The 22,164-nt window shown below is 44.3% G+C and carries 19 protein-coding genes and 2 pseudogenes; 4 read left to right on the forward strand and 17 right to left on the reverse strand.

Annotation, left to right across the window (positions count from 1 at the left end; translation table 11 throughout):
* Positions 1-50 precede the first annotated feature (50 nt).
* From HMPREF9421_RS08095 to HMPREF9421_RS08115, 4 genes and pseudogenes are all read right to left on the reverse strand, one after another.
* A pseudogene (locus tag HMPREF9421_RS08095) lies at positions 51-814 on the reverse strand (CPBP family intramembrane glutamic endopeptidase).
* Positions 815-951: 137 nt separating this feature from the next.
* Positions 952-1,620 carry a potassium channel family protein gene (locus HMPREF9421_RS08105; protein ID WP_006596531.1) on the reverse strand — a complete coding sequence of 223 codons (669 nt, stop codon included), beginning with the start codon at positions 1,618-1,620 and terminating at the stop codon, positions 952-954.
* 9 nt (positions 1,621-1,629) lie between these two features.
* Entirely contained in the window at positions 1,630-3,012 is a 1,383-nt protein-coding gene (locus HMPREF9421_RS08110; RefSeq protein ID WP_006596532.1) for a TrkH family potassium uptake protein, read from the reverse strand.
* A 31-nt stretch (positions 3,013-3,043) separates the two neighbouring features.
* Positions 3,044-3,808: a nucleoside phosphorylase gene (locus HMPREF9421_RS08115; RefSeq protein WP_006596533.1), complete on the reverse strand. Its 765-nt coding sequence runs from the start codon at positions 3,806-3,808 to the stop codon at positions 3,044-3,046.
* A gap of 156 nt (positions 3,809-3,964) precedes the next feature.
* Between HMPREF9421_RS08115 and HMPREF9421_RS08120 the strand changes: the two genes are divergently transcribed.
* A complete protein-coding gene (locus HMPREF9421_RS08120; protein WP_006597139.1) occupies positions 3,965-6,679 on the forward strand; it encodes a DEAD/DEAH box helicase family protein in 2,715 nt (904 codons plus the stop codon).
* A 68-nt stretch (positions 6,680-6,747) separates the two neighbouring features.
* Here the strand turns inward: HMPREF9421_RS08120 and HMPREF9421_RS08125 are convergent, their stop codons facing one another.
* The 4 genes and pseudogenes from HMPREF9421_RS08125 to HMPREF9421_RS10440 all read right to left on the reverse strand — a co-directional run.
* Complete coding sequence (locus HMPREF9421_RS08125) at positions 6,748-7,371, reverse strand: TetR/AcrR family transcriptional regulator (protein WP_006596535.1); 624 nt, start codon at positions 7,369-7,371, stop codon at positions 6,748-6,750.
* Positions 7,372-7,398: 27 nt separating this feature from the next.
* Complete coding sequence (locus HMPREF9421_RS08130; protein ID WP_006596536.1) at positions 7,399-8,481, reverse strand: ABC transporter permease; 1,083 nt, start codon at positions 8,479-8,481, stop codon at positions 7,399-7,401.
* 1 nt (position 8,482) lies between these two features.
* Positions 8,483-9,199, reverse strand: coding sequence for an ABC transporter ATP-binding protein (locus HMPREF9421_RS08135; protein ID WP_006597136.1), 717 nt, complete (start codon positions 9,197-9,199; stop codon positions 8,483-8,485).
* 172 nt (positions 9,200-9,371) lie between these two features.
* Positions 9,372-9,479, reverse strand: a pseudogene (locus HMPREF9421_RS10440) (helix-turn-helix domain-containing protein); the annotation flags it as partial.
* A gap of 114 nt (positions 9,480-9,593) precedes the next feature.
* On the opposite strand from HMPREF9421_RS10440, the gene HMPREF9421_RS08140 reads away from it, so the two are divergent.
* Positions 9,594-10,739, forward strand: coding sequence for a low temperature requirement protein A (locus tag HMPREF9421_RS08140; RefSeq protein ID WP_003008695.1), 1,146 nt, complete (start codon positions 9,594-9,596; stop codon positions 10,737-10,739).
* A gap of 37 nt (positions 10,740-10,776) precedes the next feature.
* Here HMPREF9421_RS08140 and HMPREF9421_RS08145 read toward each other — a convergent pair whose 3' ends face one another.
* Both HMPREF9421_RS08145 and HMPREF9421_RS08150 read right to left on the reverse strand, forming a co-directional pair.
* The gene (locus tag HMPREF9421_RS08145; protein WP_006596538.1) at positions 10,777-11,814 is read right to left on the reverse strand and encodes a zinc-binding dehydrogenase; all 1,038 of its coding nucleotides are present in this window, start codon (positions 11,812-11,814) and stop codon (positions 10,777-10,779) included.
* 78 nt (positions 11,815-11,892) lie between these two features.
* A complete protein-coding gene (locus HMPREF9421_RS08150) occupies positions 11,893-12,798 on the reverse strand; it encodes a cation diffusion facilitator family transporter (RefSeq protein ID WP_006596539.1) in 906 nt (301 codons plus the stop codon).
* A 132-nt stretch (positions 12,799-12,930) separates the two neighbouring features.
* On the opposite strand from HMPREF9421_RS08150, the gene HMPREF9421_RS08155 reads away from it, so the two are divergent.
* Together HMPREF9421_RS08155 and HMPREF9421_RS08160 are read left to right on the forward strand one after the other, a co-directional pair.
* A complete protein-coding gene (locus tag HMPREF9421_RS08155; RefSeq protein WP_006596540.1) occupies positions 12,931-13,470 on the forward strand; it encodes a TetR/AcrR family transcriptional regulator in 540 nt (179 codons plus the stop codon).
* 38 nt (positions 13,471-13,508) lie between these two features.
* Positions 13,509-13,841: a hypothetical protein gene (locus HMPREF9421_RS08160; protein ID WP_006596541.1), complete on the forward strand. Its 333-nt coding sequence runs from the start codon at positions 13,509-13,511 to the stop codon at positions 13,839-13,841.
* 45 nt (positions 13,842-13,886) lie between these two features.
* Here the strand turns inward: HMPREF9421_RS08160 and HMPREF9421_RS08165 are convergent, their stop codons facing one another.
* The 7 genes from HMPREF9421_RS08165 to galT form a co-directional block, all read right to left on the reverse strand.
* Positions 13,887-14,825 carry an AEC family transporter gene (locus HMPREF9421_RS08165; protein ID WP_006596542.1) on the reverse strand — a complete coding sequence of 313 codons (939 nt, stop codon included), beginning with the start codon at positions 14,823-14,825 and terminating at the stop codon, positions 13,887-13,889.
* 236 nt (positions 14,826-15,061) lie between these two features.
* Positions 15,062-16,579 carry an ABC transporter permease/substrate-binding protein gene (locus HMPREF9421_RS08170; RefSeq protein WP_006596543.1) on the reverse strand — a complete coding sequence of 506 codons (1,518 nt, stop codon included), beginning with the start codon at positions 16,577-16,579 and terminating at the stop codon, positions 15,062-15,064.
* Positions 16,572-17,300 (reverse strand): ABC transporter ATP-binding protein, encoded by a 729-nt coding sequence (locus HMPREF9421_RS08175; protein ID WP_006597138.1) that lies wholly within the window; start codon positions 17,298-17,300, stop codon positions 16,572-16,574. Before HMPREF9421_RS08175 ends, HMPREF9421_RS08170 begins: the two co-directional genes overlap by 8 nt.
* Before the next feature lie 171 nt (positions 17,301-17,471).
* A complete protein-coding gene (locus tag HMPREF9421_RS08180; RefSeq protein WP_006597137.1) occupies positions 17,472-18,620 on the reverse strand; it encodes a DUF4767 domain-containing protein in 1,149 nt (382 codons plus the stop codon).
* 286 nt (positions 18,621-18,906) lie between these two features.
* Positions 18,907-19,491 (reverse strand): DUF1307 domain-containing protein, encoded by a 585-nt coding sequence (locus HMPREF9421_RS08185; RefSeq protein WP_006596546.1) that lies wholly within the window; start codon positions 19,489-19,491, stop codon positions 18,907-18,909.
* Positions 19,492-19,620: 129 nt separating this feature from the next.
* The gene (gene galE, locus HMPREF9421_RS08190; RefSeq protein ID WP_006596547.1) at positions 19,621-20,619 is read right to left on the reverse strand and encodes a UDP-glucose 4-epimerase GalE; all 999 of its coding nucleotides are present in this window, start codon (positions 20,617-20,619) and stop codon (positions 19,621-19,623) included.
* 64 nt (positions 20,620-20,683) lie between these two features.
* Positions 20,684-22,156, reverse strand: a complete 1,473-nt coding sequence (gene galT, locus HMPREF9421_RS08195) for a UDP-glucose--hexose-1-phosphate uridylyltransferase (RefSeq protein WP_006596548.1) — start codon at positions 22,154-22,156, stop codon at positions 20,684-20,686.
* Between the last annotated feature and the right edge of the window lie 8 nt (positions 22,157-22,164).

A 22,164-nucleotide genomic window follows, 5' to 3' on the forward strand; every position in this document is an offset into this window, starting at 1 on the left:
TATTCTAACGAATTACCGATTTCTGTCCCACTCTCTTTTCAACTATTTTTTTAGCTTCCCCAATTGATCAAGAGATAGAGTATGCTAGAGCCAAACATATCGGCCAAAGCATGCATGAGGAAGAATGGCAAGAGGTTCTTGATCACCTTTTTGTAGAGAACATAATAGAAGAGTCCATAGATGACACCGATGACCACTGCCCAAAGCAAACCTTGGTAGGTATGGAAGGAAATCCGAATCAAGGTCGAATAAGCCAGTGCCCACCACTTGTACTTCTGATTAACAGATGTCATGACTCCTAAGAAGAAGAACTCTTCGTAGAAACCATTGAGCAAGGCATAAGCAATCGCCAAGGGACTGAGTGCTAAGAACTTGTGGATAATCTGCATGGGATCGATATAAGCAAAGAGATTAACATTGAAATAATCATACTCTCCGCTCACCGTTGTCACGATATCCCCAAACAAACCGACGATGGCAAAGATAAAGGGTACCCAAAAGAGGACAGACCATTTGAAGCGAATCGGCAGCTGTTTAAAATCGAAATTCCTGAGAAGCAAGTAAGCCAAGGCAAGGGCTAATAAGATGATCTGCAAGGTGAAGCTACTGGAGTATCTGCTCCATCCGTGGCTGTATTGGTGGCCGTTTCAGTAGCTGTGGTGACGGTTTGCGAAACTGGTTGAAGATTGGCAAGGAAGAGTTCTGTAGACCAGACAATAAACTGCCCAAACATAATGGTAGTCACAATAGCGATATCATACCATTTAAGCTCTTTTAAAGGCTTTTCTGAACGTATAAACTTAAAAATTTTCATCATTCATCCTTCTATTCCCACATTGGAAGTATTTTTGATAGTTCTACTATAAAAGAATATGCTTAAAGAAACTTTAATTCTTAGCTAGTAATAAATTCATATCAGTAAAAAACGACCAGTTGGTCGTTTCTTTATTTCTATTCCTCTAAGAGGTCTTGGATTCTATCTAGATACTGGTTATCTGTCACCGCCATTACTCGCACCCCTTGTGGCCAAATAAAGTCGGGACCAATCTGACTTCGCAAAGGCTGGTCTTCCGCATCTCGATAGCCAATAATATTGAGTTGATATTGGTCTCTGATTTCCAAGTCTCGGATGCTTTTTCCTACCCAGCTAGCTGGAACCGTAAACTCGACCACCACCACTTCTTCATCCAACTGGAAAACTTCAATCCCATGTTGGAAGAGAATCATCTTAGCTAGGGACATTCCCGCTTCCACCTCTGGTAGGATGACCAAATCAGCCCCAATTTTCTCAAGGACTTCCTTGGTCACTTCATTCTTGACCTTGGCAATGACATGCTCGACGCCAAGTGACTTACAGTGCATAACAGCCAGCACACTGGACTCCAGGTTTTCACCCGTCGCGATCACGACTGTGTCACAGTTCCCAATATCTGCTGCATCCAAGAGGTCCAACTCCGTAATGTCTCCAACAATTCCAGTTGTAATCATGGATTCATACTGATTAATCACATCTGCGTGATCATCAATTGCAATAATATCCACATCCTGGTCCTGTAGGGTTTTGAGGACACTCTGTCCAAAAATTCCTAATCCTAAAATTCCAATGGTTCGATTCGCCATGAGTTTCTCCTATCCGATAATGATGTCTGCCTTGGCATACTGCAAGGTATCTGCTTTCTTAGCTTGGTAATTGTTTAAGCTAACCATGAGGGTCAAAGGACCAATCCGTCCGATAAACATGAGGACCATAATAATGGCTAGTCCCGCTCCATTTAAGGTCGAGGTTACATTAGCTGTCACTCCCACTGTCGCTAGAGCGGATACCACCTCAAAGACCAAATAAATAAAGCGTTGGCCATCCGGCGTCACTAAACAGATTCCTAATAGACCCACTAAGAAGGTCAACTGGAAAATCACCGCCGTCCCAAAGGAACGTTGAACAATGTCTGGTGAAATCGTACGTTTTCCTAAATTGGTATGTGGTAGCCCCAATAGTTCCTTCCGAGCCAGGAGCAAGAGGACCAGGAAGGTGGTGATCTTCATGCCCCCTGCTGTCCCGCCTGGTGCTCCACCTAAAAACATCTGCAAGAGATAGACGAAGAGCGTCACTGGTCGGACTGCTGTATAATCTAAGGAAGCAAAACCAGCTGTCCGCATGCTGACGGTTTGGAAAAAGCTGACTAAAATTTTCTCTCCCAAGGGGAGGGCCCCAATGGTTGCCGGATTATCAAACTCGGTCAAGAGACTGGTTACTGTCCCAAAGAGAAGGATCGCAGCTGTTAACCAGAGAACCACCTTAGTATGGAAGCGAAGAGTCCGCCGTCCTGATTGGTTACAGGTCTTGGTAGCGAGGTCAAACCAAACCATAAAGCCCAAGCCCCCAGTAATAATAAGGGCAGACAAGGTCAGGTTCACCAGCCAATCGGTCTGGAAACTCATCATACTATCGCCCCCAAAATTATCGAAGCCCGCATTACAAAAAGCTGAAATCGCGACAAAGATGGAGTTAAAGACTCCATGCCCCCAGCCGAAGCGAGGAATGAAGCGAATCATGAGGAGCAAGGCCCCCAGTCCTTCGATGGTAAAGGTGGTTATGAAAATAGAACGGACAAAACGGGCCAAGCTCTGGTTATTGCTAAAGCTAAAGCTGTCCCGAATGGTCTGTCGGTCCTTGTAGCTGAGCTTTTGACGACTTTCCATAAAGAAGAGACCGATAAAGGTCAAGATCCCCAGGCCACCAATCTGAATCAAGAGCATACAGATCAACTGCCCCCAGGCATTGTAGGTCGAGGCTACTGACTGGGTAAAGAGGCCCGTCACACAGACCATGGAGACTGCTGTAAAAAGGTGGTCGACATAACCTGCTTTTGAGCTTGCTTGCTGGACAAAAGGCAGACTCAATAAGAGGGAGCCAATTAAGATAACCAAGAAAAAGCTGAAAAAGAGCCTCCTTGCTGGAGATAGACTTTTCATCTTGGACTGCCATTGTTTTAAAAATAATTTGACTAACATAGCTTCATTGTACCATAAAAAGAGAATAGACCTACAAGTGAAGAACCATTTCTAGGCACAATTCTAAGGCTTTATCGAATGCTTCAGATCCCCAGTCACGCTGGTCATAATTTTCCAGGTCTGCAAGAGAATCTGCGGTAAATAGGAGCAAGCCCCAAACCGCATCACGAAGCTGGGCTACTGCTGCCAGTGAGGCGCACTCCATCTCCACCACACTACACCCTTCTTCAATGCGATAGGCCACCTTGTCAGGCGTTTCTCGATAAAAGCCGTCTGTCGACCAGGTCATCACTTCTTGGTAGGGAATGGACTCTTGTTTTAGGACCCTTTCAATGGCAGTCAGTGCTCGACGATCTACTTCTATATAACGAGAAGGTGCTACATAATGGTAACTGGCTCCCTCATCTCGCAAAGCCTTGGTCGGGATTAAAAAGGCATTTTCTTCCATGTCCACCAAGACGCCACAGCTTCCTGCCGAAATGATCTTCTTCACCCCATAGCCGATCAACCAATCCATGAATTGGGCTGCTGCTGCAGATCCAACTGGCGCTTGAGCCAAGCAGATTTCCTCTCCTTGGTGCTCCATGACATAAACCGGATAGGTCTTGGTAGCTGAGACAAAGCTAGCTACTTGTTTGGCTCCAGCAACTTTGGCAAAGCGGTCAATCTCATCCTCTAAGAAAGCATAAACGCATTTATCAGGCAAATGCAGGTCTAACCCCTCATGGGTCGGCATAATGACTGCCTGTGGGTTGTCGTCAAACTCTAAAATAGGAATTTCATGTTTATGGATCATCTGTTGCCTCCAAACTTGTTTGTAACATTATATAAGTCTATCTAGCCGGTGTCAAGAAGAGATAGCAAAAAGGACTATTTTTCTTCCATAGCAACTCCCTTTCTAATGAATACCTTCAACTATGATATAATGGGGACAGTACAAGGGAGGAAACCAATGTTACAAGAACTAGCCTTTACAGGCCAATGGAGACACTATCAAAAACGCGTTCTCGATAAGAGTGACGCTTTTATGGCGGATGGCCACCTGCATTTGGTAGCAGCTCCTGGCTCTGGAAAAACAACCCTAGGAATCGAATTTATCAGACGCTTTGGCCAGCCAACCCTGATCTTGGCTCCTACGGTCACCATTCGTCAACAATGGGTGGACCGGATTATCCAGGCATTCTTGAGTGATGAAAGCCAAGCAGAACAACTGATTTCACAAGACTTAAAACATCCTAAGCTGATTACAGTGGCTACCTATCAGGCCCTACACAGCGCCATGAACCAAGTCGTCGGTCAATCACAAGCTGAGGATACCGATGACCAGGCAGAGATTGAAACATTTGATTTCAAAGGCTTTGATATCTTTACTACTTTCAAGGCCATCTCACTTGGGACCCTTTGTTTAGATGAGTGCCACCACTTACGCAATGAATGGTGGAAGAGCTTGGAAGCTTTTCGTCAAGCCTTCCCTGACTTAAAGATGATCTCCCTTACCGCCACCCCGCCCTATGAAGGGGATCCTGCCCTTTGGGATCGCTATATCCGCATGTGTGGTGAGATTGATGAGGAAATTACGGTTCCCGAATTGGTCAAAGAAGATACCCTTTGTCCTCATCAGGACTATGTCTACTTCGCCTTTCCAACCAAGGAAGAGCAAGAGCAATTGGATGCCTTTAGCCAACAAAAGAATGCTCTCTTGCAACAACTGACTTCCGATCCCCTCTTTTGCCAACACCTCCAAAACTGCCAAGCCTTATCTGGTCAGATCAGCGACGATGAATTGCTCAATGAGCCCAAGTATCTCTCTGCTACCCTGATCTTTCTTCGAAGCAAGGGAATTGACTTTCCCAAACGTTTCCAGGACCTTTTAGGAGCCAAGAAACTACCTGCTTTCACCCTGGACTGGCTTGAAATTCTCCTGCAAGGCCTGCTCTTTCAGGTGCCTCACTGGTACAATCTACCTGAGGAATACGAGAAGCAACTGCTTCATGAATTAAAAGCAGCCAGCTTGATCGATCGAAAACAAGTCAAACTGGTCCGCAACAAAAAACAAGACCTTCTACTCAACCAATCCCTCGGAAAACTTAATGCCGTCCGAGAGATTTTCAAGGCCGAATACCAGGCCCTTGGAAGCCAACTACGACAACTGGTCTTAACAGACTATATTCGTCAAGACTTTGAAGTTCATCTCGGGGATAAGGACGCCCAATTTACTCAATTGGGAGTACTCTCTTATTTCGAATCTATTCGCAGGGAAAGCTTAGAGCAAGCAACTCCTCCCGCCATCGCTGTCTTAACCGGCAGCATCGTCATCATCCCGACGGTTGCTAAGTCAAGACTAGAAGAGCTTCTAGGTTCGGACAGACTGACATACCAAAGTGTCGGCCAATTATCTCCTGATGACTTTCTCAAGGTTCGCTTGGTTGGTTCTCAACATGATTTGGTGACAGCCGTGACCCAGCTCTTTCAAGAAGGGCTTATCCAAGTCGTCATTGGAACCAAGTCCCTTCTGGGAGAAGGCTGGGATGCTCCTTGCGTCAACTCTCTGATCCTAGCGAGCTTTGTCGGCAGTTTCATGCTCAGCAACCAAATGCGGGGTCGTGCCATTCGAGTGTGGCCTGAGAATCCAGACAAGACTAGCAACATCTGGCACCTGGTCTCCATCAATCTTTCCCTAAAGAAATGGTATGAAAAGTCCGATCTTGAAAAGGAAGAGATCGAAGCCCTCACTGATCAGCTGAAAGAATACAGTCCTGATCTGGAACTCTTAGAAAGGCGGATGAAGCAATTTTTAGGCCTCCATTACAAGGAGCCCTTTATCGAATCCGGTATTGAACGTCTAGCCTTTGACAATATCCGCTATACCAAAAAACAGTTGCAAAAACTCAATGAAGAAACCTTAGAGCGCTCCACCCATCGTCAAGAACTCCGAGACGGCTGGAAAAAAGCCCTGCCTATTCTGGAGAATATGGAGATTGCAAACGAGGTCCAAGTGGATAAACACTTCCTGCCCCTGGCCCTATTTTTTGACGCCAGGAAGCTAGCTCGTTGGCTGACGGCCGCTACTTTGACCGATTCTTTCGCCAACCTGATTTACTATTCACATAGAGGTGGATGGAATACAGCTTCTCTTATTCTTCTATTCGTCTTAGCTGTTCTCGCACTCCTTGCTTGGCTCCGTTACTACCTCTATAAGAGTCCTTATAAACGGCTAGAAGTCTTCGGCCAGGCTATCCACCAAGCCCTACTCCGTTCTGGGCAGATCCAGACTCAAGCAACCCGCATCCAAGTCGTACGAGACAGAAAGGATGCCATCAACACGCTAATCTATATGAAAGGCGGAACCATGCGGGAGAAGGAACTCTTCTCGCAAACCATGATCGAGTTTTTCGCTCCAATTGAAAATCAGCGCTATATCCTGAAAGCACAGGAAAAGGTGTCCGATCAAACAGAATATTTCGCTGTACCAAGCCTCTTTGACAAACGGAAAGAGGATGCCCAAGCCTTTGTGGAGCAAATCCGAAAGAGCCTAGGTAAGTATGACCTCGTCTATACCCGAAGTGCCGAAGGTCGCGCTATTCTCCTTGATGCGCGCATTAAGGCCTTAGCTAATAAACAAGAGCGCACCTTCACCAAGAAACAAGTGATGTCGAATTTGAAATAAAAGTTGTAAAAAACCATATTCCCATTGAAATGGAATATGGTTTTTTGGTTTGTTTCTATCAGATCCCCCTATTTCCACAAGCCACCTAAGATTTGCTTTTCGACCAAGGAAAGATCTTCATCGGTCACTTGCCCATTAGTTCCAAGAATATAGAGCTGACCAAAATAGGCAAGCAGCGGGCCAATCAGAATACGCAGGAATTGGGAAATAGTCAGATCAGGATTGATGCGAGGGTCCGCTTTCAGTTCTTGAAGGAGGTCACCAATTCTACCCTGAATGAAACTCCAAATATGTTCTTGCTCCTGCTTGATCTTTTCATTCGAAAATATCTCCTGTAACACGATTTTTAAGAGAGCTTGATTGGTTTTGAGGTAGTTCATTCGGTCATAAACGAAATAGTGAATTTTTTCCTCTGTTGTTTGAAAATTTAAGAGTTGATCCAGAAAATTTCCCAGAAGACTAGGAAGGATCGGATGTAAAATAGCCGTCAGCAACTCATCTTTGGTCTGGAAATACTTGAAGAGAGTGGCTTGGCTAAGCCCGGCATGCTCCGCAATTTGAAGGGTTGAAGTCCCATTATACCCCTTGGTCGAGATCAAATCGACGGCTGCCTGCATAATTTTCTTCTTTCCTTTGGGATAGTCTGCTCCCTCTAGATACGCTTCAAACGACTCAAAAATACTCTCGTTCATGTCCTTCCTCACATCCTCTTATTATTTTTATACCTTACGATACCGACGCAATCCGACAATATTCAGCATTGTCAAAGCGACAAGGAAAAGCAGTAAAACACCGATATTTGGCAAAATATCCCCAAGGTTACGTCCGTAAAGAATAATCTGACTCATGGCATCACCTGAGTAGGTCAAAGGCAAGAACTTCCCAATTGTTTTTGCCCATTCTCCCATTGAATCAAGAGGAATGATTCCTGAGAAAAAGAGCTGCGGCATAATCACAAGAGGAATAAATTGCATCATTTGGAATTCTGATTTGGCCAAGGTGGACAAGAGAATTCCGAAGGCGAGTGCTACAAGAGCCAATACTACATTAACTATTATAATATTTAATAAACTTCCGACAACTTCAATATTCAACAACCAGATAGCTGCTAAAACAACAACCGCTGTTTGAAGAATAGCGATGATCCCATAAGACATCATGTAACCATAGACGATTTCAGAGCGTTTAACTGGAGTGGCTAATAAGCGATCTAGGGTGCCGCTGGTGCGTTCTTTCAACAGCGCCATCCCTGAAATCAAGAAAACAAAGAAGAAAACGACAAATCCAATCAAGACTGGAATCATACTGGCAAAGAAGCCTGTATCTTCATTCCCATACTCATAAGATTCCTTAATTTCTGGTGATTTTGCATCCAGTTTCAATTGAGGAAGGGCCTGTTTAACACGAGTTAATAGTTGATTGGTGCCTTCACTGGCGATACTGGTTCGCAATACTTGACGGGTCATAGCAGTTTTCGAAGCATCTGTATTGGCATAATCTACCAGATACTCCCCGTCTTTATAAGAAATGACGGCGTCGACTTTCTCATCAGCCAAGTCTTCTTTGGCTTGATCCATGTCTTTGTAAGTTTTCACACTGACATGGTCCATATCATCCATCTTCCTTACCAAACTAGTTGGTAGATCCCGTGTTGCAAGCTTGACGTTCACGGTTGTACTAGCCGAAAACATGAGGTTCATCAACCACATGATAAAGACTGGAGCCACAAACATCATGGCAAGGGTTCGTTTGTCACGAAGCAATTCTTTGATAACTTTTTTTGCAATGGCAAGGGTTCTCATCTTATTCTCCTTCTGCTTTCAAAAAGACTTCTTCAATACTTGACACACCATAATTTTCTTTGAGTTTTTTTGGTGTATCAAAGGCAATGATGTTTCCACCTAACAAGAGGCCAACCTTATCTGTCAACTCTGCTTCATCCATGACATGGGTGGTGACCAAAATGCCTACACCCTTGTCTCTAAGTGTGATTAATTCCTTCCAGATTTTCTTTCGAAGAGAAGGATCGATTCCAACCGTCGGTTCGTCCAAAATCAAGAGCTGAGGATTTCCTAAAAGCGCAATCGCCAGCGACAAGCGTCGTTTCATCCCTCCGGAATAACCAGATACGGCCTTATTTAAGTGATCTGTCAGATCTACCACCTGAGCCACATGGGCAATTTCTGTTGTTAAGTCTTTTTTGGAAAGGCCTTTTAGCTGACCGAAAAATTCCAAATTTTCTTGCCCTGACAAGGCCTCATATAAAGCATCAGACTGGGCCATATAGCCAATATCTCCCAGAATATGACGATTGGGCATGGTGTGGTCTAAGACTAAAGCGATACCGCTATCTGCCTTTTCCATTCCTAACATGGTTTTAATCATGGTTGATTTACCAGCACCAGAAGGACCGATTAGACCAATGATTTCCCCAGACTGTAATTCAAAACCAACGTGGTTTAACACCAGTTGTTGACCAAAAGATTTTTGTAAATCTTGTAAATGTAGCAATGTTTTCATATGCATCCTCCTAAGTGAGTGTTTACTCACTTTTTAAGTATGAGACTATTATAGTGAGTGAACACTCACTTGTCAAGTAGAAAATTTCATTTTTTTCAGAAAGATAAAAACACCAGATGAATACATCTGGTGTTGATAATGGAAATTTCTGCTGTTAAGCTTCTGTCTGCATCTACTCGCGATACTCTGAAATAGTCTGTCCGGTCCATTTTTTAAAGGCTCGTGAGAAGGAAGACACTTCGGAGTATCCTAGTAAATAGGCTACATCAACTGTTGTCATGTAATGACAATTTGCGTCACAATGAAATTGATTGGTCTACTCCCCTTCCTTCCATCATATACTGTCATTTTTCTGATATAATAAATTGTTCAAACATCGCAGAAAGGATAACCCATGTCAAATCTTATCAAACACAAACGGGTTGAGTATAGTGAACTCTTTTATGATCTGGTCTTTGTTTACGCTATTTCCAAAACCACTGCCCTTATCCATCATCTTCACCATGGAGTCTTATCATTAGATGCCATCTTTGGTTTCCTGATGACACTTCTGGTTTTGGTCAATTCTTGGATGATTCAGACCGTCTATACCAACCGCTATGGAAAGAATTCCCTTTTCAATATGACCGTCATGTTCATCAATATGGCAATGTTGCTCTTAATCTCAAACATGATTACCAATGACTGGCAGAGCTACTTTCATACCTTCTGCTGGACAGTGGGAACCCTGACCTTAACCCTATTTCTCCAATACTTAGTAGAGTATTTGCGTAAGTCTACTACTCCAGCCAATCGAAAAAGTATCAAGGGCTTTCTTTGGATGACAGGGCTCAGGACCTTGGCTATCTACATAGCTGCACTTCTTCCGATAGATTTTGGTATCTATGTCTATATGCTAGGGATTCTCTTGACCTTCGTCATGCCTATTATCTTAACTCGACATACAAGTCTTTTTCAGATTAATCTCCCCCACCTGATTGAACGCATCTCGCTTTTAGTTATCATCACTTTTGGTGAGATGATTATGGGCCTTGCAGATTTTTTTACACTTGAAAATTTCTCTATCCACTCTATCCTTTACTTTATCATCATGGTCAACCTCTTTATGAATTACTTTGGTAAGTTTGACCATGCCATTGATGAAGAAGGAAAGAATAAGGGAATCTTCCTAATTTATAGTCACTATCCAATTTTCATCGGCTTGATTATGGTGACTGTGTCTATGAGTTTCTTGGTCAATCCAGAAGTCCATCACCATTTTGCGACTGGCTTCTTCTATACGGGTATCGGCCTCTTTCAAGCTGCTATCCTTGCAAATGGCTATTTTAACAAGAGTCACCTCAAGTATGACAAGCTCTATTATGGTTTGCAAGCAGGGATGTTCCTTATCGGACTGGTTCTCTCCCTTCTTTTCTCAGCCAATCCAACCATTGTCATTACCATCGCAACCGTGATGACTTTAGCAATGGAAGTTCACTTTATCCATTTTTATATGACCCGAACCAAGAAATTTTCAAGTCCGGATTGGGAATTGTATTAAAAAATTCTAGTAGATATTTTCTACTAGAATTTTTTCGTTAGTCCAGTACAATCATAGCCTTAATCGTCTTACGTTCATCCATATCTTTATAGGCTTGATCAATCTCATCCAAGCTATAGCTATGAGTAAAGACGCGACCTGGGTTGATGTCGCCATCAAGTACAGCCTTGAGCAAGAACTGCTTGTCATAGGTGGTGACAGAGGCTGCCCCACCTGCCACCGAAATGTTTTGGGCAAAGGTCGAACCAAGGGCACGATTATTGTAATGAGGGACACCGACAAAACCTAAACGTCCTCCATTGTGAAGAACCCCAAGGGCTTGATCGACAGCTGCTGCGGTACCGACACATTCAAGGGCCGCATCTGCTCCACCTCCGAGGATTTCACGAACCTTGGCAATGCCTTCTTCACCACGCTCAGCGACAACTGCTGTCGCGCCTGACTCCAAGGCCATCTGTTGGCGGTCTTGGTGACGGCTCATAAGGACGATTTGTGATGCTCCCCGCATTTTGGCTGCGATCACTGCACATTGACCAACGGCACCGTCCCCGATGACCACTACTTTGTCACCAGGCTTCACGTCTGCTACACGCGCTGCATGGTAGCCCGTCGGCATGACATCTGCCAGCGTCAAGAAAGATTTGAGCATGGCTTCTGTATAATCTGATGGTTGCCCTGGAATTTTGACAAGGGCCCAGTTGGCGTATTCGAAGCGCATGTACTCCGCTTGCACCCCATCAGACCAGTTGGTGCCGATATGACGGTCACACGTCCCATCGTAGCCAGCACGACAGGCATCACACTCCCCACAACCATGGGTGAAAGGCGCGATAACAAAGTCTCCTGGTTTAACCGTTGTAATGGCTTCTCCGATTTCTTCGACAATCCCAATGGCTTCGTGGCCACTATTTTGATGCCCTGCTTCAATATCTGGATTACGGTAGCTCCAGAGATCGGATCCACAGACACATGTGCGGACGATGCGGAGAATAACATCATCCGGCGCTTCGATTTGCGGACGTTCAACTTCTACTAGACCCACTTGCCCAGCTTTTGTATAAACTGTTTTCTTCATAGGAACAACCTACTTTCTATTGCTTACTTACCTACAGTATACACTTTTTCTTAGGCTTCTGCTCGTACCAACTCGTCATTAATGATGGTGATGAATATGTCCATGACTTTGATTCACTTCCAACTCTTCGATATTGCGCTTATGGGCTCGGTGGGTTGCCAGGTCTTCATCGACCTCAATAGTAACATTTTGAAAGCCACAATCTTTGAGCAAGGTACGAATAGACTCTTTACAGACCTCCATGTGGTTGACATGCTCTAGACAAACATGGACAATGGCGTTCTTTTCCAAACCATCCATGGTCCAGAGATTAAGCTGATTGATACTAGCCACATGCTCCAACTGCTCCAAATCACTCTTGACTTGCTGGATATCCACTCCTTCTGGCACGGCATCCAGGAAAATCCTGAGCGTGCTCCAAAAACGTGGAATGGCTTTGGACAGAATAAAGATGGAAATAGCAAGAGATAAGAGTGGATCTAGGATGTACCAGTCGGTAAATCGGAGAACAATGGCCATTAAGATGACAGCCACCCAACCTAAGGTATCTTCAAGAAAATGCAGGCTGAGAATGGATTCGTTCTTGGTTTGCCCTTTGCGAATGACAAGACTCGCTAGCACATTGATGCTGACAGCTATGATTCCAAGCCAGAGGATGCCCTCATCATTGACAGGTTGTGGGTGAAAGAGTTTCGTTATATTTTCCAAAATAACTAGAACGGACCCTGTCATGAGAATCACAGCCGTTACCATGGCCCCTAAAAGGCTAAAGCGCTTGTAGCCCAAGGTATAGTGGCTGTCTTCTTCACGATTGGAAATACTCTCCAAAAAGGCAGAGATCCCAATAGCGATCGCATCCCCCAAGTCATGGACCGAATCCGCAAGGACCGCACTGGATCCAAAAATCCCTCCTGCAATAAACTCAACAATGGCATAACTCAAATTCAAGAAAAAAGCGATCCAGACCGCATGTTTTGTCTTCATAATCCTATTTCCTTTGTTATAATAGATTCATGAACATCATGTTCATTATCATTATCTAACATTCACAACAGAAAGGATAGGGGCAAACCGTTTAGGGTGTCCGTTACTGAACAGTTTGTTCGAAGTGTCCATATGACAGCACAGGATCGTCGCATCACCAAAACTCGAAAAGCTATCTATCAGGCGTTCTTACACTTACTCAACCAAAAAGACTACGAGGCCATCACCGTTCAGGAAATCATTGACCTTGCTGATGTGGGGCGCTCAACCTTTTACAGCCATTACGAGAGCAAGGAATTATTACTTGACGAGCTCTGTCAAAAACTCTTTCATCACCTCTTTGAGCGAGATGATCAGCTCTCTCCCCAAGACTACCTAGCCCATATCTTTCAGCATTTCAAGAAAAACCAAGACCATGTAACCAGTCTCTTGCTTTCCAAAAATGATTATTTTATCCGGCAACTGAGAAAAGAACTGGAACACGACGTCTACCCCATGGTAGCTGAAAAACTGATTCAATCGCACCCCAACATCCCCCACTCCTATCTCAAACACCTGGTCGTAACCAACTTCATTGAAACCCTCAGCTGGTGGCTCAAAAAAGGCAAGACTTACACCGAACAAGAAGTCATTCAGTTTTATTTGGAGATTTTAAACGTCGCTTCTAACTAAGGAGCGATCTTACATCATGTATCATAGAAAGGAAAACTATGCTCATCCCCATTCTTCTCGGCTTTTTGACAGCCTTCTTAGCCCTTGCCTTTCCCCTCCTTCATTTATTGGCTAGCCTTTCAGAATTAAGAAAGGGCAAGAATACTCTAGGAAATCAGCTTCTGTTCATTGGAAGTTGCCTTACGACCTTTTCTCTTATCCTCTACTTCTTTTTGCCGATTGTTGCTTTATTCCTTTGGATGATTGGCTGTGGTTTGATTTGCTACGGGGCCTATTGGAATGGCAAGCACAAAGAAAACTTCAAACCAGTTCATCATGTTATTCGAGTAGGTATCGCTCTGGTAATTACGATTTTATTAGCTCTCATATAAAAAAGCTCAGGTTTTTTCAATGAAAACTTGAGCTCTTTTTATTTATTAAGCCATCAACAGCATGAGAATAGGGATCACCACCATGGTTGCAAGGGTCGTCTCTGTCACCATGACCGCTGCATAATCACTATCAGCTCCGTAGAGTCTGGCAACAACTGGCGCATTGGTCATCACAGGCATGGCGGACTGGATGATAAAGACTTGCTTCATCAGGTTTGGAAGAGGCAACCAGTAGACGATGGAAGCCATCAAGAGAGGGGCAACCACGAAGCGACCTAGTAGAATGAGTAGCTGATTTTTTCCCAGAACCAACTGCTTCACACCTACATGAGACACTGACAAACCGATGAATATCATGGATAAGGGGGTCGTTAAATTACCCAGATACTGCAAATCACTGGCTAGAAAGGCTGGCATCTTGATATGAAGGATCACAAAGACTAACCCTAAGAGAAAGCCCATCAGGGGCGGAGAAAAGACTTTTTTCAGACTGGTTTTAAGATCAAACTGCGCTTCTCCCTCACCATCCCGCTGAATCAGATAGGTCCCCAAAGTCCAGAAAAAGGTCGTATTACACATGTAATAGATCAAAACATAGGGAATGCTGGCATCTCCAAAGAGGGCTTGGTTAATAGGAAGCCCCACGAAGATGGTATTGGAATTAAAAAACATGGAAATAAAGAGGCCACGACGGTCCTGTCTTACTGCAAAGATCCTTGCTACCCCTGTCGCGATGCCAAGTAAAATAACCATAGACAGGGCAGGAAATCGCAAGGCTGGCAACATTTTAAGTAGATCTGCTGCTGTGAAGCGTTGCGTAATGGTGTAGAGCATATAGCAGGGAAGAGCGACTTGAGTAACTAGCTTTGCAATCAAGCCACGTGACTTGTCATCAAACCAAGCTTTTTCACCAATGACAAAGCCCACTAAAATCATGCCCAGGATGACCAGGATGCCCGATATGCTCCTCAAAAAGATGTCCATGTTCTCCCCTTTTCTTTTTTAAATTTGAACTAGAAAATCACATTTTTTACAAATCTCAAAAACTACTCTAGTATATCATAAAAAGAGGTGGGGCAATATGCCCAACCTCTAATGAGTTTTTGGTAATCCGTTTTTCTCCTTCTTAGTAACCTTTAAGCATTAAATAGATCAGGTTCATAGAGAAATCCTAGGTAAGTAACTTAAATAAAGTTTTTTTCAATTTAAAATTCGCATTATTACTTGATGATCCCTTCCTGAATCAAAAAATCACGTGCCACTTGATTAGCTGACTTGCCTTCTACTCCGACTTGGTAGTTCATCTGGCTCATTTGCTCTGCTGTGATTTTACCAGCTAACTGGTTGAGAATCCCTTCCAATTCTGGATGTTTCTTAAGAAGAGCCTCTTTCATGAGGGGAGCCCCTTGATATGGCGGGAAGAGTTGCTTGTCATCTTGGAGGACCACGAGGTCATAGCGAGCAAGCTCGGCATCCGTTGAATAAGCATCTGTGACCTGGATATCACCGGACTGGATAGCCTGGTAACGAAGGGCTGGCTCCATGGTGGAGACTTGTAGATGGAGTCCGTAAACTTTCTGCAAGCCCTTGTTCCCATCCTCTCGGTCATTAAACTCCAAGGTAAATCCAGCCTTAAGTTGTCCTTCCACCTTTCTCAAATCTGAAATGGTCTTGAGGCCATACTCTTGGGCAATTTTCTTGGGCACTGCGACAGCATAGGTATTTTGATAAGCCATGGGTTTGAGCAAGGCCAGGTTGTCTTGTTTCTTGATCCCATCTCGAGCCGCTTGATAGACTGCTTCTGGATCATGGTCGACTTGCGGCGCCGGCTTGAGGAGACTTTCGGTCACGGTCCCTGTAAACTCTGGATAGATAGCAATATCCCCTTTTTTCAGAGCCTCATAGAGGAAGGTGGTCTTGCCAAAATTTGGTTTAACAGTCACTGTCATGTCTGTCTTTTCTTCGATCAAGATCTTGTACATATTGGCTAGAATTTCCGGTTCAGGCCCTAACTTCCCAGCAATGACCAGGTTTTCTTTTTCCGGTTTGGGAAGAAGACTTGGTGTATAGCTAGCTCCCAATCCCAGGATCATGACCGCAAAGGCCGCAAAGATGGTCCGCAATTTGGCCTTTTCCATCCATTTGAGAAGAAGGTTAAAAGCAATGGCTAAGAAGGCAGAAGATAGGGCGCCGATCAAAATCAGACTGGCATTATTGCGGTCAATCCCCAGAAGGATAAAGGAACCGAGTCCCCCTGCTCCAATCAAGGCAGCTAGGGTAGCCGTCCCGATAATCATCACAGCTGCTGTCCGAATCCCAGACATGATGACGGGCATGGCCAAGGGAATCTCAAACTTCTTGAGTCGCTCCCACTTGGTCATCCCAAAGGCGATTCCCGCTTCTTCAAGGCTTGGGTCAATCCCTTGTAAACCGGTGATGGTATTTTGAAGGATGGGGAAAATGGCATAGATAACGAGAGCTGTCAAGGCAGGAAGTGTTCCAATTCCCATGATGGGAATGAAGAGCCCCAAAAGGGCCATGGAAGGAATGGTCTGGAAGATCCCAGCTAGCTGTAAAACCCAGTTGCTGGCTCTCTTGCGTGTACTTAAATAAATAGCTAGAGGGACCGACAGAAAAATAGCAAGGAGTAAGGTCAGTAATGACAGTTGCAAATGTTGCCCTAGTGCAGCGAGCCAGTCTCCAAAACGTTCTTGAAAGGTTGCAACTAGTTTAGACATGGTGAGCACCTCCAAATAAATCCGCAACAAAGTCGTTTGCTGGCTGGGCTAGAATGGTATCAGAATCCGCCACCTGCACAATCTCTCCTTCTTGTAGCACCGCAATCCGATCGCCTAATTTCAAGGCCTCGTCCGTATCATGAGTCACGAAAATAGTCGTCATACCAAATTCTTTGTGCAAGTCTTTGGTGAGAGCCTGTAGCTGTTTGCGAGAAATGGCATCCAAGGCTGAAAAGGGCTCGTCCATCAATAGAATCTTTGGCTCTGCAATGATGGCCCGCACAATGCCAATACGTTGTTGCTCCCCACCCGATAACTCGCTTGGCTTGCGATTTGCATACTCTGCAGCAGGCAGACCAACCTTGTCCAAGAGTTCTTCTGTTTTAGAGGCTATTTGGCTTTTAGTCCACCCTTTCATTTCTGGAATTAAAGCAATATTATCAGCGACAGTTAGATTTGGAAAGAGAGCAATGGCCTGCAAAACATAACCAGTAGAAAGACGTAACTCTCGTTCGTCATAGTCCTTGATGCGTTTTCTGTCCATATAAATATTGCCATCTGTCGGCTCCAAAAGACGATTGATCATCTTGAGCATGGTGGTTTTTCCAGATCCTGAAGGTCCTACCAAGACCATAAATTCTCCATCTTCAATACAGAGATTGACATCTTTTAAAATGTCCTTATCCGTGTAGCGCAAGGCTACATGTTTGTATTCAATCATATTCTTCCTCACCATCTCCTTAAAAGCTAAGATCCTTATCTCACTTTTTATAAGAGTGTAATCATTATTATAACATTGTAATGCTAGATATTAAATCTGTCAACGATTTTGATTTAAAATCATATATAAGAAAAGGAGCTTGGCCAAGGCCAAACTCTTCATTATGATGAACTATTCTTCTTCTACCAAACGTTTAAACTCCGCTTGGATTTCTGTATTTTCTGTTTGTTTTAAGTACATGACTCCACCATTAGTCGTCGGTGAATGAAAGACAATCGCTTCTCCTGTATTGGTTATCGCAAAGAAGTAACTATGAACATCCGGGTACTTATCCCAATTGCTATAACGCTCTACTATTCGGTACTGGGCATTTCCGAGACCTGTATCCGTATACTCAGCATTCATTTTCTCACTTGGTCCATCATCCCTAAGTGTATAGAGGTGGTCAGTACCGACATCTCCTCCTGCGATCCCCTTTTGGTAATTGGGTTGTCCTAGTTTTTCCCCCCAGTCCTTTATAAAAGCTTCTAGCTTGGCAGATTTGTTGGGATTCCATGGTGCTTTTTGCTCAGTTGTTGACTTAGATGAACGACTTGGAACTTCAAATTCCTGCCAATCGAGGCCTCTTAAGTCAATTTGATCCGATGCATTTTTTCCAAAATCAGCAGCAATATCATTTGCTTGTATTTGAATCTCTTTTTCTTGGAGTATAGTCGCTTGCTCTTGCTTAGCATTAAGCTGATAAAGAGTTCCATAACCTTGACCCGTACCTGAGGACCAGCTAAGCTCCAGTACCTCTCCTCCTTTATAGACAAGGACTGCATTTCTTGCTCCACCATGACCAGCAGTAAATCCTTCAGCTAAAAGGACTGGTTTCTCGGCTTTCAAATAATATAGGCCGGTTAAGAAATATTTGCCACTCAAATTTAGGTCCGCAATCAGAAGTTCCTCTATCCCATCGTTATTTAAATCTGCAAAGGCATAACGCATTTCATCTGCCTGGTTAACCGCATTTTCGATTGCCCAACTATTGATTGGACGCTCAGTTGCATGTAAACTTTGAGAGAGACTTGCGATGCTTGCTGTATCCTTTGGCGAGGTCAAAATCTTTTGATAATCCTCAAATACAGGCTGGTACAACTTCTTGTAATCTTTTTTTACTTCTTTTTTAGTGACCTTTTTACTAGAAGATGATAAAGTCGTTGTTTCCGCGCTGTTATTCAACTGACTAGAATGTCGAGGAGTTCGTTTGCTACAACCAACCGTAATAAGTCCTGCTAGTAAGAGAATAAAGGCTCCTAACTTCTCTTTTCGTTTCATAAGCTTCTCCTTTTGTGCCATCCTTGACATTTGTACTTTTCTCTTTATATTATACCAAAAAAGAAGGCTACACCTGATGATTTGTGTAAAACCTTCTTATTCCATTTCATTTTGATCTAATTTGGGTCCTTTTGCTCTCGACGACCCAGATTGTCCTGACTTTCGATATGTTGCTTGATCAAGGCGACCACTTCATTATTGCTTGGAAGACATAATCCTTGTTCACGATTTGGTCATCACTAGCCTTAGCAAAGCGAAAAATCTGACCGATTAGAATATCAAAACATTATTTTTCGACCATACCACTGTTAATGAGACTTTCTTTCGTTACTGAATAACTAACTGTTTTGTCATCTAGGGGATTAAAGCCTGGGACGATTTCTTTTAATTTATTAAAATCGATTTTTGTGTAATCAATGGTATTGCGGATATAAAAGATTCCATCTTTGTATTCTGATGTTAGTTCAAATCCTTGTCCCATCAAATCTTTGAACATTTCTTGGCTCTTAGCAACGGCTTCTTTCATGGATTCAAGAGGGTTTTCACCAGGAACTTTTGAGACGTCGTAATCATCAACTTTTTCTTGTACTAACAAGGTATCTCCCTTGTAATACAAGGTTACAGTGGACTTACCTGCTTCATCACTCGATTCAAGAACCGTTTTTTGAGCACCTGCTAGTGCATCCTCTTTTTGGCTTTCATCCGTTGATGACTCTTTTGTCTTCTCTTTAGCGGATGATTTGCTTGTTGCTTTACTAGTCGCCTTAGTGGACGATGGACTAGTAGATTTTGTACTCTCTTTTTGTGCGCAACCAGCTAAAAGAAGACCCGCTGTCAAGAAGACGGCTAACATTTTTGTGGTTTTATTCATTTTGAATACCTCACTTTTTTATGATGGTTAGGGAAATGACTGACATCTGAAACGAGTCATTTAGCAGGATCAACTGTCGTTTTAGATGTTATTAGAAAAGTCTCAAAAATAATGTTCGCAGTCCCCTACTTATCGATCATTGTAGCCATCTGGGTGGCTGGAATGCCATTCCCAGGCTGTTTGGATAATGGTTTCGATATTGTCAAATTTTGGCTGCCAGCCGAGGATGGCACGCGCCTTCTCAGATGACGCGATCAGGGTATCTGGATCTCCTGGTCTACGATCTGCAATCTCCAGAGGGATTGGATGTCCCGTCACCTTGCGGGCTGCTTCTACGATTTGAAGATTGGAGAATCCAGTCGACGAGCCCAGGTTAAAGGCAGTAGATGGGTTGCCATTACGCAGATACTCCACTGCTAAAAGATGGGCATCCGCCAAGTCAAATGGATGGACATAGTCCCGAACATTGGTGCCATCTGGTGTCTGGTAGTCATCTCCAAAAATAGAGATCTTCTCGCGTTTTCCTTGGGCCACTTGTAAGACGATCGGTAAGAGATGGGTCTCTGGTCCATGGTCTTCCCCAATAGATCCGTCAGGCTTAGCACCCGCAACATTAAAGTAACGAAGGGGCACATACTTGATGCCGTAGGCTTGATCAGCCCAACGCATGATGGTTTCCATCATGAGCTTGCTTTCGCCATAAGGGTTGATTGGTTTTTGCGGAGTGGTTTCAAGAATCGGAATTTCTTCTGGAATGCCGTAGGTGGCAGCAGTTGAAGAAAAGACGATGTAGTGCACCCCACATTCATGCATGACTTCCAAGAGTTTAACCATGCCTGCTGTATTATTGTCAAAATATTTCAATGGATCTGCCATGGATTCAGCAACCAGTGAGTAGGCCGCAAAGTGGATGACCGCATCGATATCTGCATGTTCCTTAAAAACCCTGCGCATAAAGTCTTGATCCGCCAGGTCTCCATGGTAAAAGACCGCATCTGGATGCACCGCTGCACGGTGGCCTGTGACCAGGCTATCGACCACGACGACTTTTTCCTGTCCTTCATTGACCAAACGGTCCACCATGTGGGAACCGATATAGCCAGCTCCTCCGAGTACGAGTATTGCCATTTATTTTCCTTTCGCTTCTTTGTTTTCTCTCTTATTGTACCAAATTTCTGCCTCTTCTCCACACTTAAAGTGTCGCAACAAAGCGTCTAAAGGCTGTCTGGCCTTCTGCTGTTCGCTTGTAGACACCAGCATCTTCCAGCACCCGCGCAAAGATTTGACCGACTGATTTACGGACAAGGGCTTCTGCCTCTGCTTCATCTGTGAGGGATGGGTGAGTGGCTTTCAAATCATCTGCCCAAGGCTGGTGGTAGGTCGCTACCGTGCTCTCACGTCCAAGTAGATAGTCTTGGACCTGCTTGAGTTCTTCCTTAAGACGAGGTGGCAAAATCGCTAGCCCCATGACTTCGATCAGGCCGATATTTTCTTTTTTGATGTGTTGCACATCTGCATGCGGGTGATAGATACCATCTGGATGCTCTGGTGAGGTTTGGTTGTCACGGAGCACCAAGTCCAGTTCATAATGCCCATCACGAATTCGTGCAATGGGGGTAATGGTATGGTGGGGCTGACCGTCGGATGCCGCTAAGACTTGAACGGCTGGATCCGAGTAGCCACGCCAGGCTGTAAGGATATGGTCTGCCAGAGCAATCAATTGTTCCTTGTCGTCTGATTGCAAACGTAGAACCGACATGGGCCAGTTGACAATCCCTAGCGATACAGCCTCAAAGCCCTCAATGGTAAAACTTTCCTCAACAGGAGCTAGCTCCATAGGGAAGGTGTGCCGTCCGCCTTGGTAGTGGTCATGAGTCAGGATGGATCCCCCTACAATGGGCAGATCTGCATTAGACCCCGCAAAATAGCCTGGAAAAGTCTCAACAATGGTCAAAAGTCGCTCAAAGGTCTTGCGACTAATGGCCATGGGCACATGCTGGCTATCAAGGAAAATGCAGTGTTCATTGAAGTAGGCATAAGGGGAATACTGGAAGCCCCAGTCATGACCGTCCATATCAAAGCGAATAATCCGGTGATTGGCCCGAGCTGGATGGTCTAGGCGACCTTGATAGCCTTCATTTTCAAAGCACAATTGGCAGGCTGGATAATGACTGGTTTTGGCAAGTTTGGCCGCCGCAATGTCTTTAGGATCTTTTTCAGGTTTTGACAGATTGATGGTGATTTCAAGAGAACCGTAGGGAGTTTCTGCCTCAAAGGCAATGTTTTGCGCAATGGCCTCTACCTTGATGTAATCATTGCGCTTAGAGAGGGCATAGAAATCAGCAATCGCGTCTTCTTTAGACTGACGATAGGTCTCCCAGAAAAGATGGTTGACCTGACTAGGGCTAGGTGTGATCCAATCCATCAACTCCGCACCTAGGCTGTCCTTGGCGGCCATGCTATCTTGAATCATATTATTCGCAACCGCAATCTCTACCAGCTGATCTTTGAGCGCGATCAAGTCTTCTTTTTGGGCTGGTCCATCTAGTCCTTCTTCTCCAACGCGACTCATGATGCGATTTTTTAGATAAATCCGATCCATCTCTTCGTAGTCACTCGCCGCAATGACGGCTGTGACAAATGCATCTAGAATTCCTTGTGGCATTTTGTCTC

It is taken from the genome of Streptococcus australis ATCC 700641 (genome assembly GCF_000186465.1).
In the GTDB taxonomy this organism is placed as follows: Bacteria; Bacillota; Bacilli; order Lactobacillales; family Streptococcaceae; genus Streptococcus; species Streptococcus australis.

What these genes read in the sequence shown, in the direction of transcription:
- HMPREF9421_RS08105 (WP_006596531.1), bottom strand. Translation starts at nt 1,620, where the DNA reads ATGGCGAATCGAACCATTGGAATTTTAGGATTAGGAATTTTTGGACAG.
- HMPREF9421_RS08110 (WP_006596532.1), bottom strand. Translation starts at nt 3,012, where the DNA reads ATGTTAGTCAAATTATTTTTAAAACAATGGCAGTCCAAGATGAAAAGT.
- HMPREF9421_RS08115 (WP_006596533.1), bottom strand. Translation starts at nt 3,808, where the DNA reads ATGATCCATAAACATGAAATTCCTATTTTAGAGTTTGACGACAACCCA.
- HMPREF9421_RS08120 (WP_006597139.1), top strand. Translation starts at nt 3,965, where the DNA reads ATGTTACAAGAACTAGCCTTTACAGGCCAATGGAGACACTATCAAAAA.
- HMPREF9421_RS08125 (WP_006596535.1), bottom strand. Translation starts at nt 7,371, where the DNA reads ATGAACGAGAGTATTTTTGAGTCGTTTGAAGCGTATCTAGAGGGAGCA.
- HMPREF9421_RS08130 (WP_006596536.1), bottom strand. Translation starts at nt 8,481, where the DNA reads ATGAGAACCCTTGCCATTGCAAAAAAAGTTATCAAAGAATTGCTTCGT.
- HMPREF9421_RS08135 (WP_006597136.1), bottom strand. Translation starts at nt 9,199, where the DNA reads ATGAAAACATTGCTACATTTACAAGATTTACAAAAATCTTTTGGTCAA.
- HMPREF9421_RS08140 (WP_003008695.1), top strand. Translation starts at nt 9,594, where the DNA reads ATGTCAAATCTTATCAAACACAAACGGGTTGAGTATAGTGAACTCTTT.
- HMPREF9421_RS08145 (WP_006596538.1), bottom strand. Translation starts at nt 11,814, where the DNA reads ATGAAGAAAACAGTTTATACAAAAGCTGGGCAAGTGGGTCTAGTAGAA.
- HMPREF9421_RS08150 (WP_006596539.1), bottom strand. Translation starts at nt 12,798, where the DNA reads ATGAAGACAAAACATGCGGTCTGGATCGCTTTTTTCTTGAATTTGAGT.
- HMPREF9421_RS08155 (WP_006596540.1), top strand. Translation starts at nt 12,931, where the DNA reads ATGACAGCACAGGATCGTCGCATCACCAAAACTCGAAAAGCTATCTAT.
- HMPREF9421_RS08160 (WP_006596541.1), top strand. Translation starts at nt 13,509, where the DNA reads ATGCTCATCCCCATTCTTCTCGGCTTTTTGACAGCCTTCTTAGCCCTT.
- HMPREF9421_RS08165 (WP_006596542.1), bottom strand. Translation starts at nt 14,825, where the DNA reads ATGGACATCTTTTTGAGGAGCATATCGGGCATCCTGGTCATCCTGGGC.
- HMPREF9421_RS08170 (WP_006596543.1), bottom strand. Translation starts at nt 16,579, where the DNA reads ATGTCTAAACTAGTTGCAACCTTTCAAGAACGTTTTGGAGACTGGCTC.
- HMPREF9421_RS08175 (WP_006597138.1), bottom strand. Translation starts at nt 17,300, where the DNA reads ATGATTGAATACAAACATGTAGCCTTGCGCTACACGGATAAGGACATT.
- HMPREF9421_RS08180 (WP_006597137.1), bottom strand. Translation starts at nt 18,620, where the DNA reads ATGAAACGAAAAGAGAAGTTAGGAGCCTTTATTCTCTTACTAGCAGGA.
- HMPREF9421_RS08185 (WP_006596546.1), bottom strand. Translation starts at nt 19,491, where the DNA reads ATGAATAAAACCACAAAAATGTTAGCCGTCTTCTTGACAGCGGGTCTT.
- galE (WP_006596547.1), bottom strand. Translation starts at nt 20,619, where the DNA reads ATGGCAATACTCGTACTCGGAGGAGCTGGCTATATCGGTTCCCACATG.
- galT (WP_006596548.1), bottom strand. Translation starts at nt 22,156, where the DNA reads ATGCCACAAGGAATTCTAGATGCATTTGTCACAGCCGTCATTGCGGCG.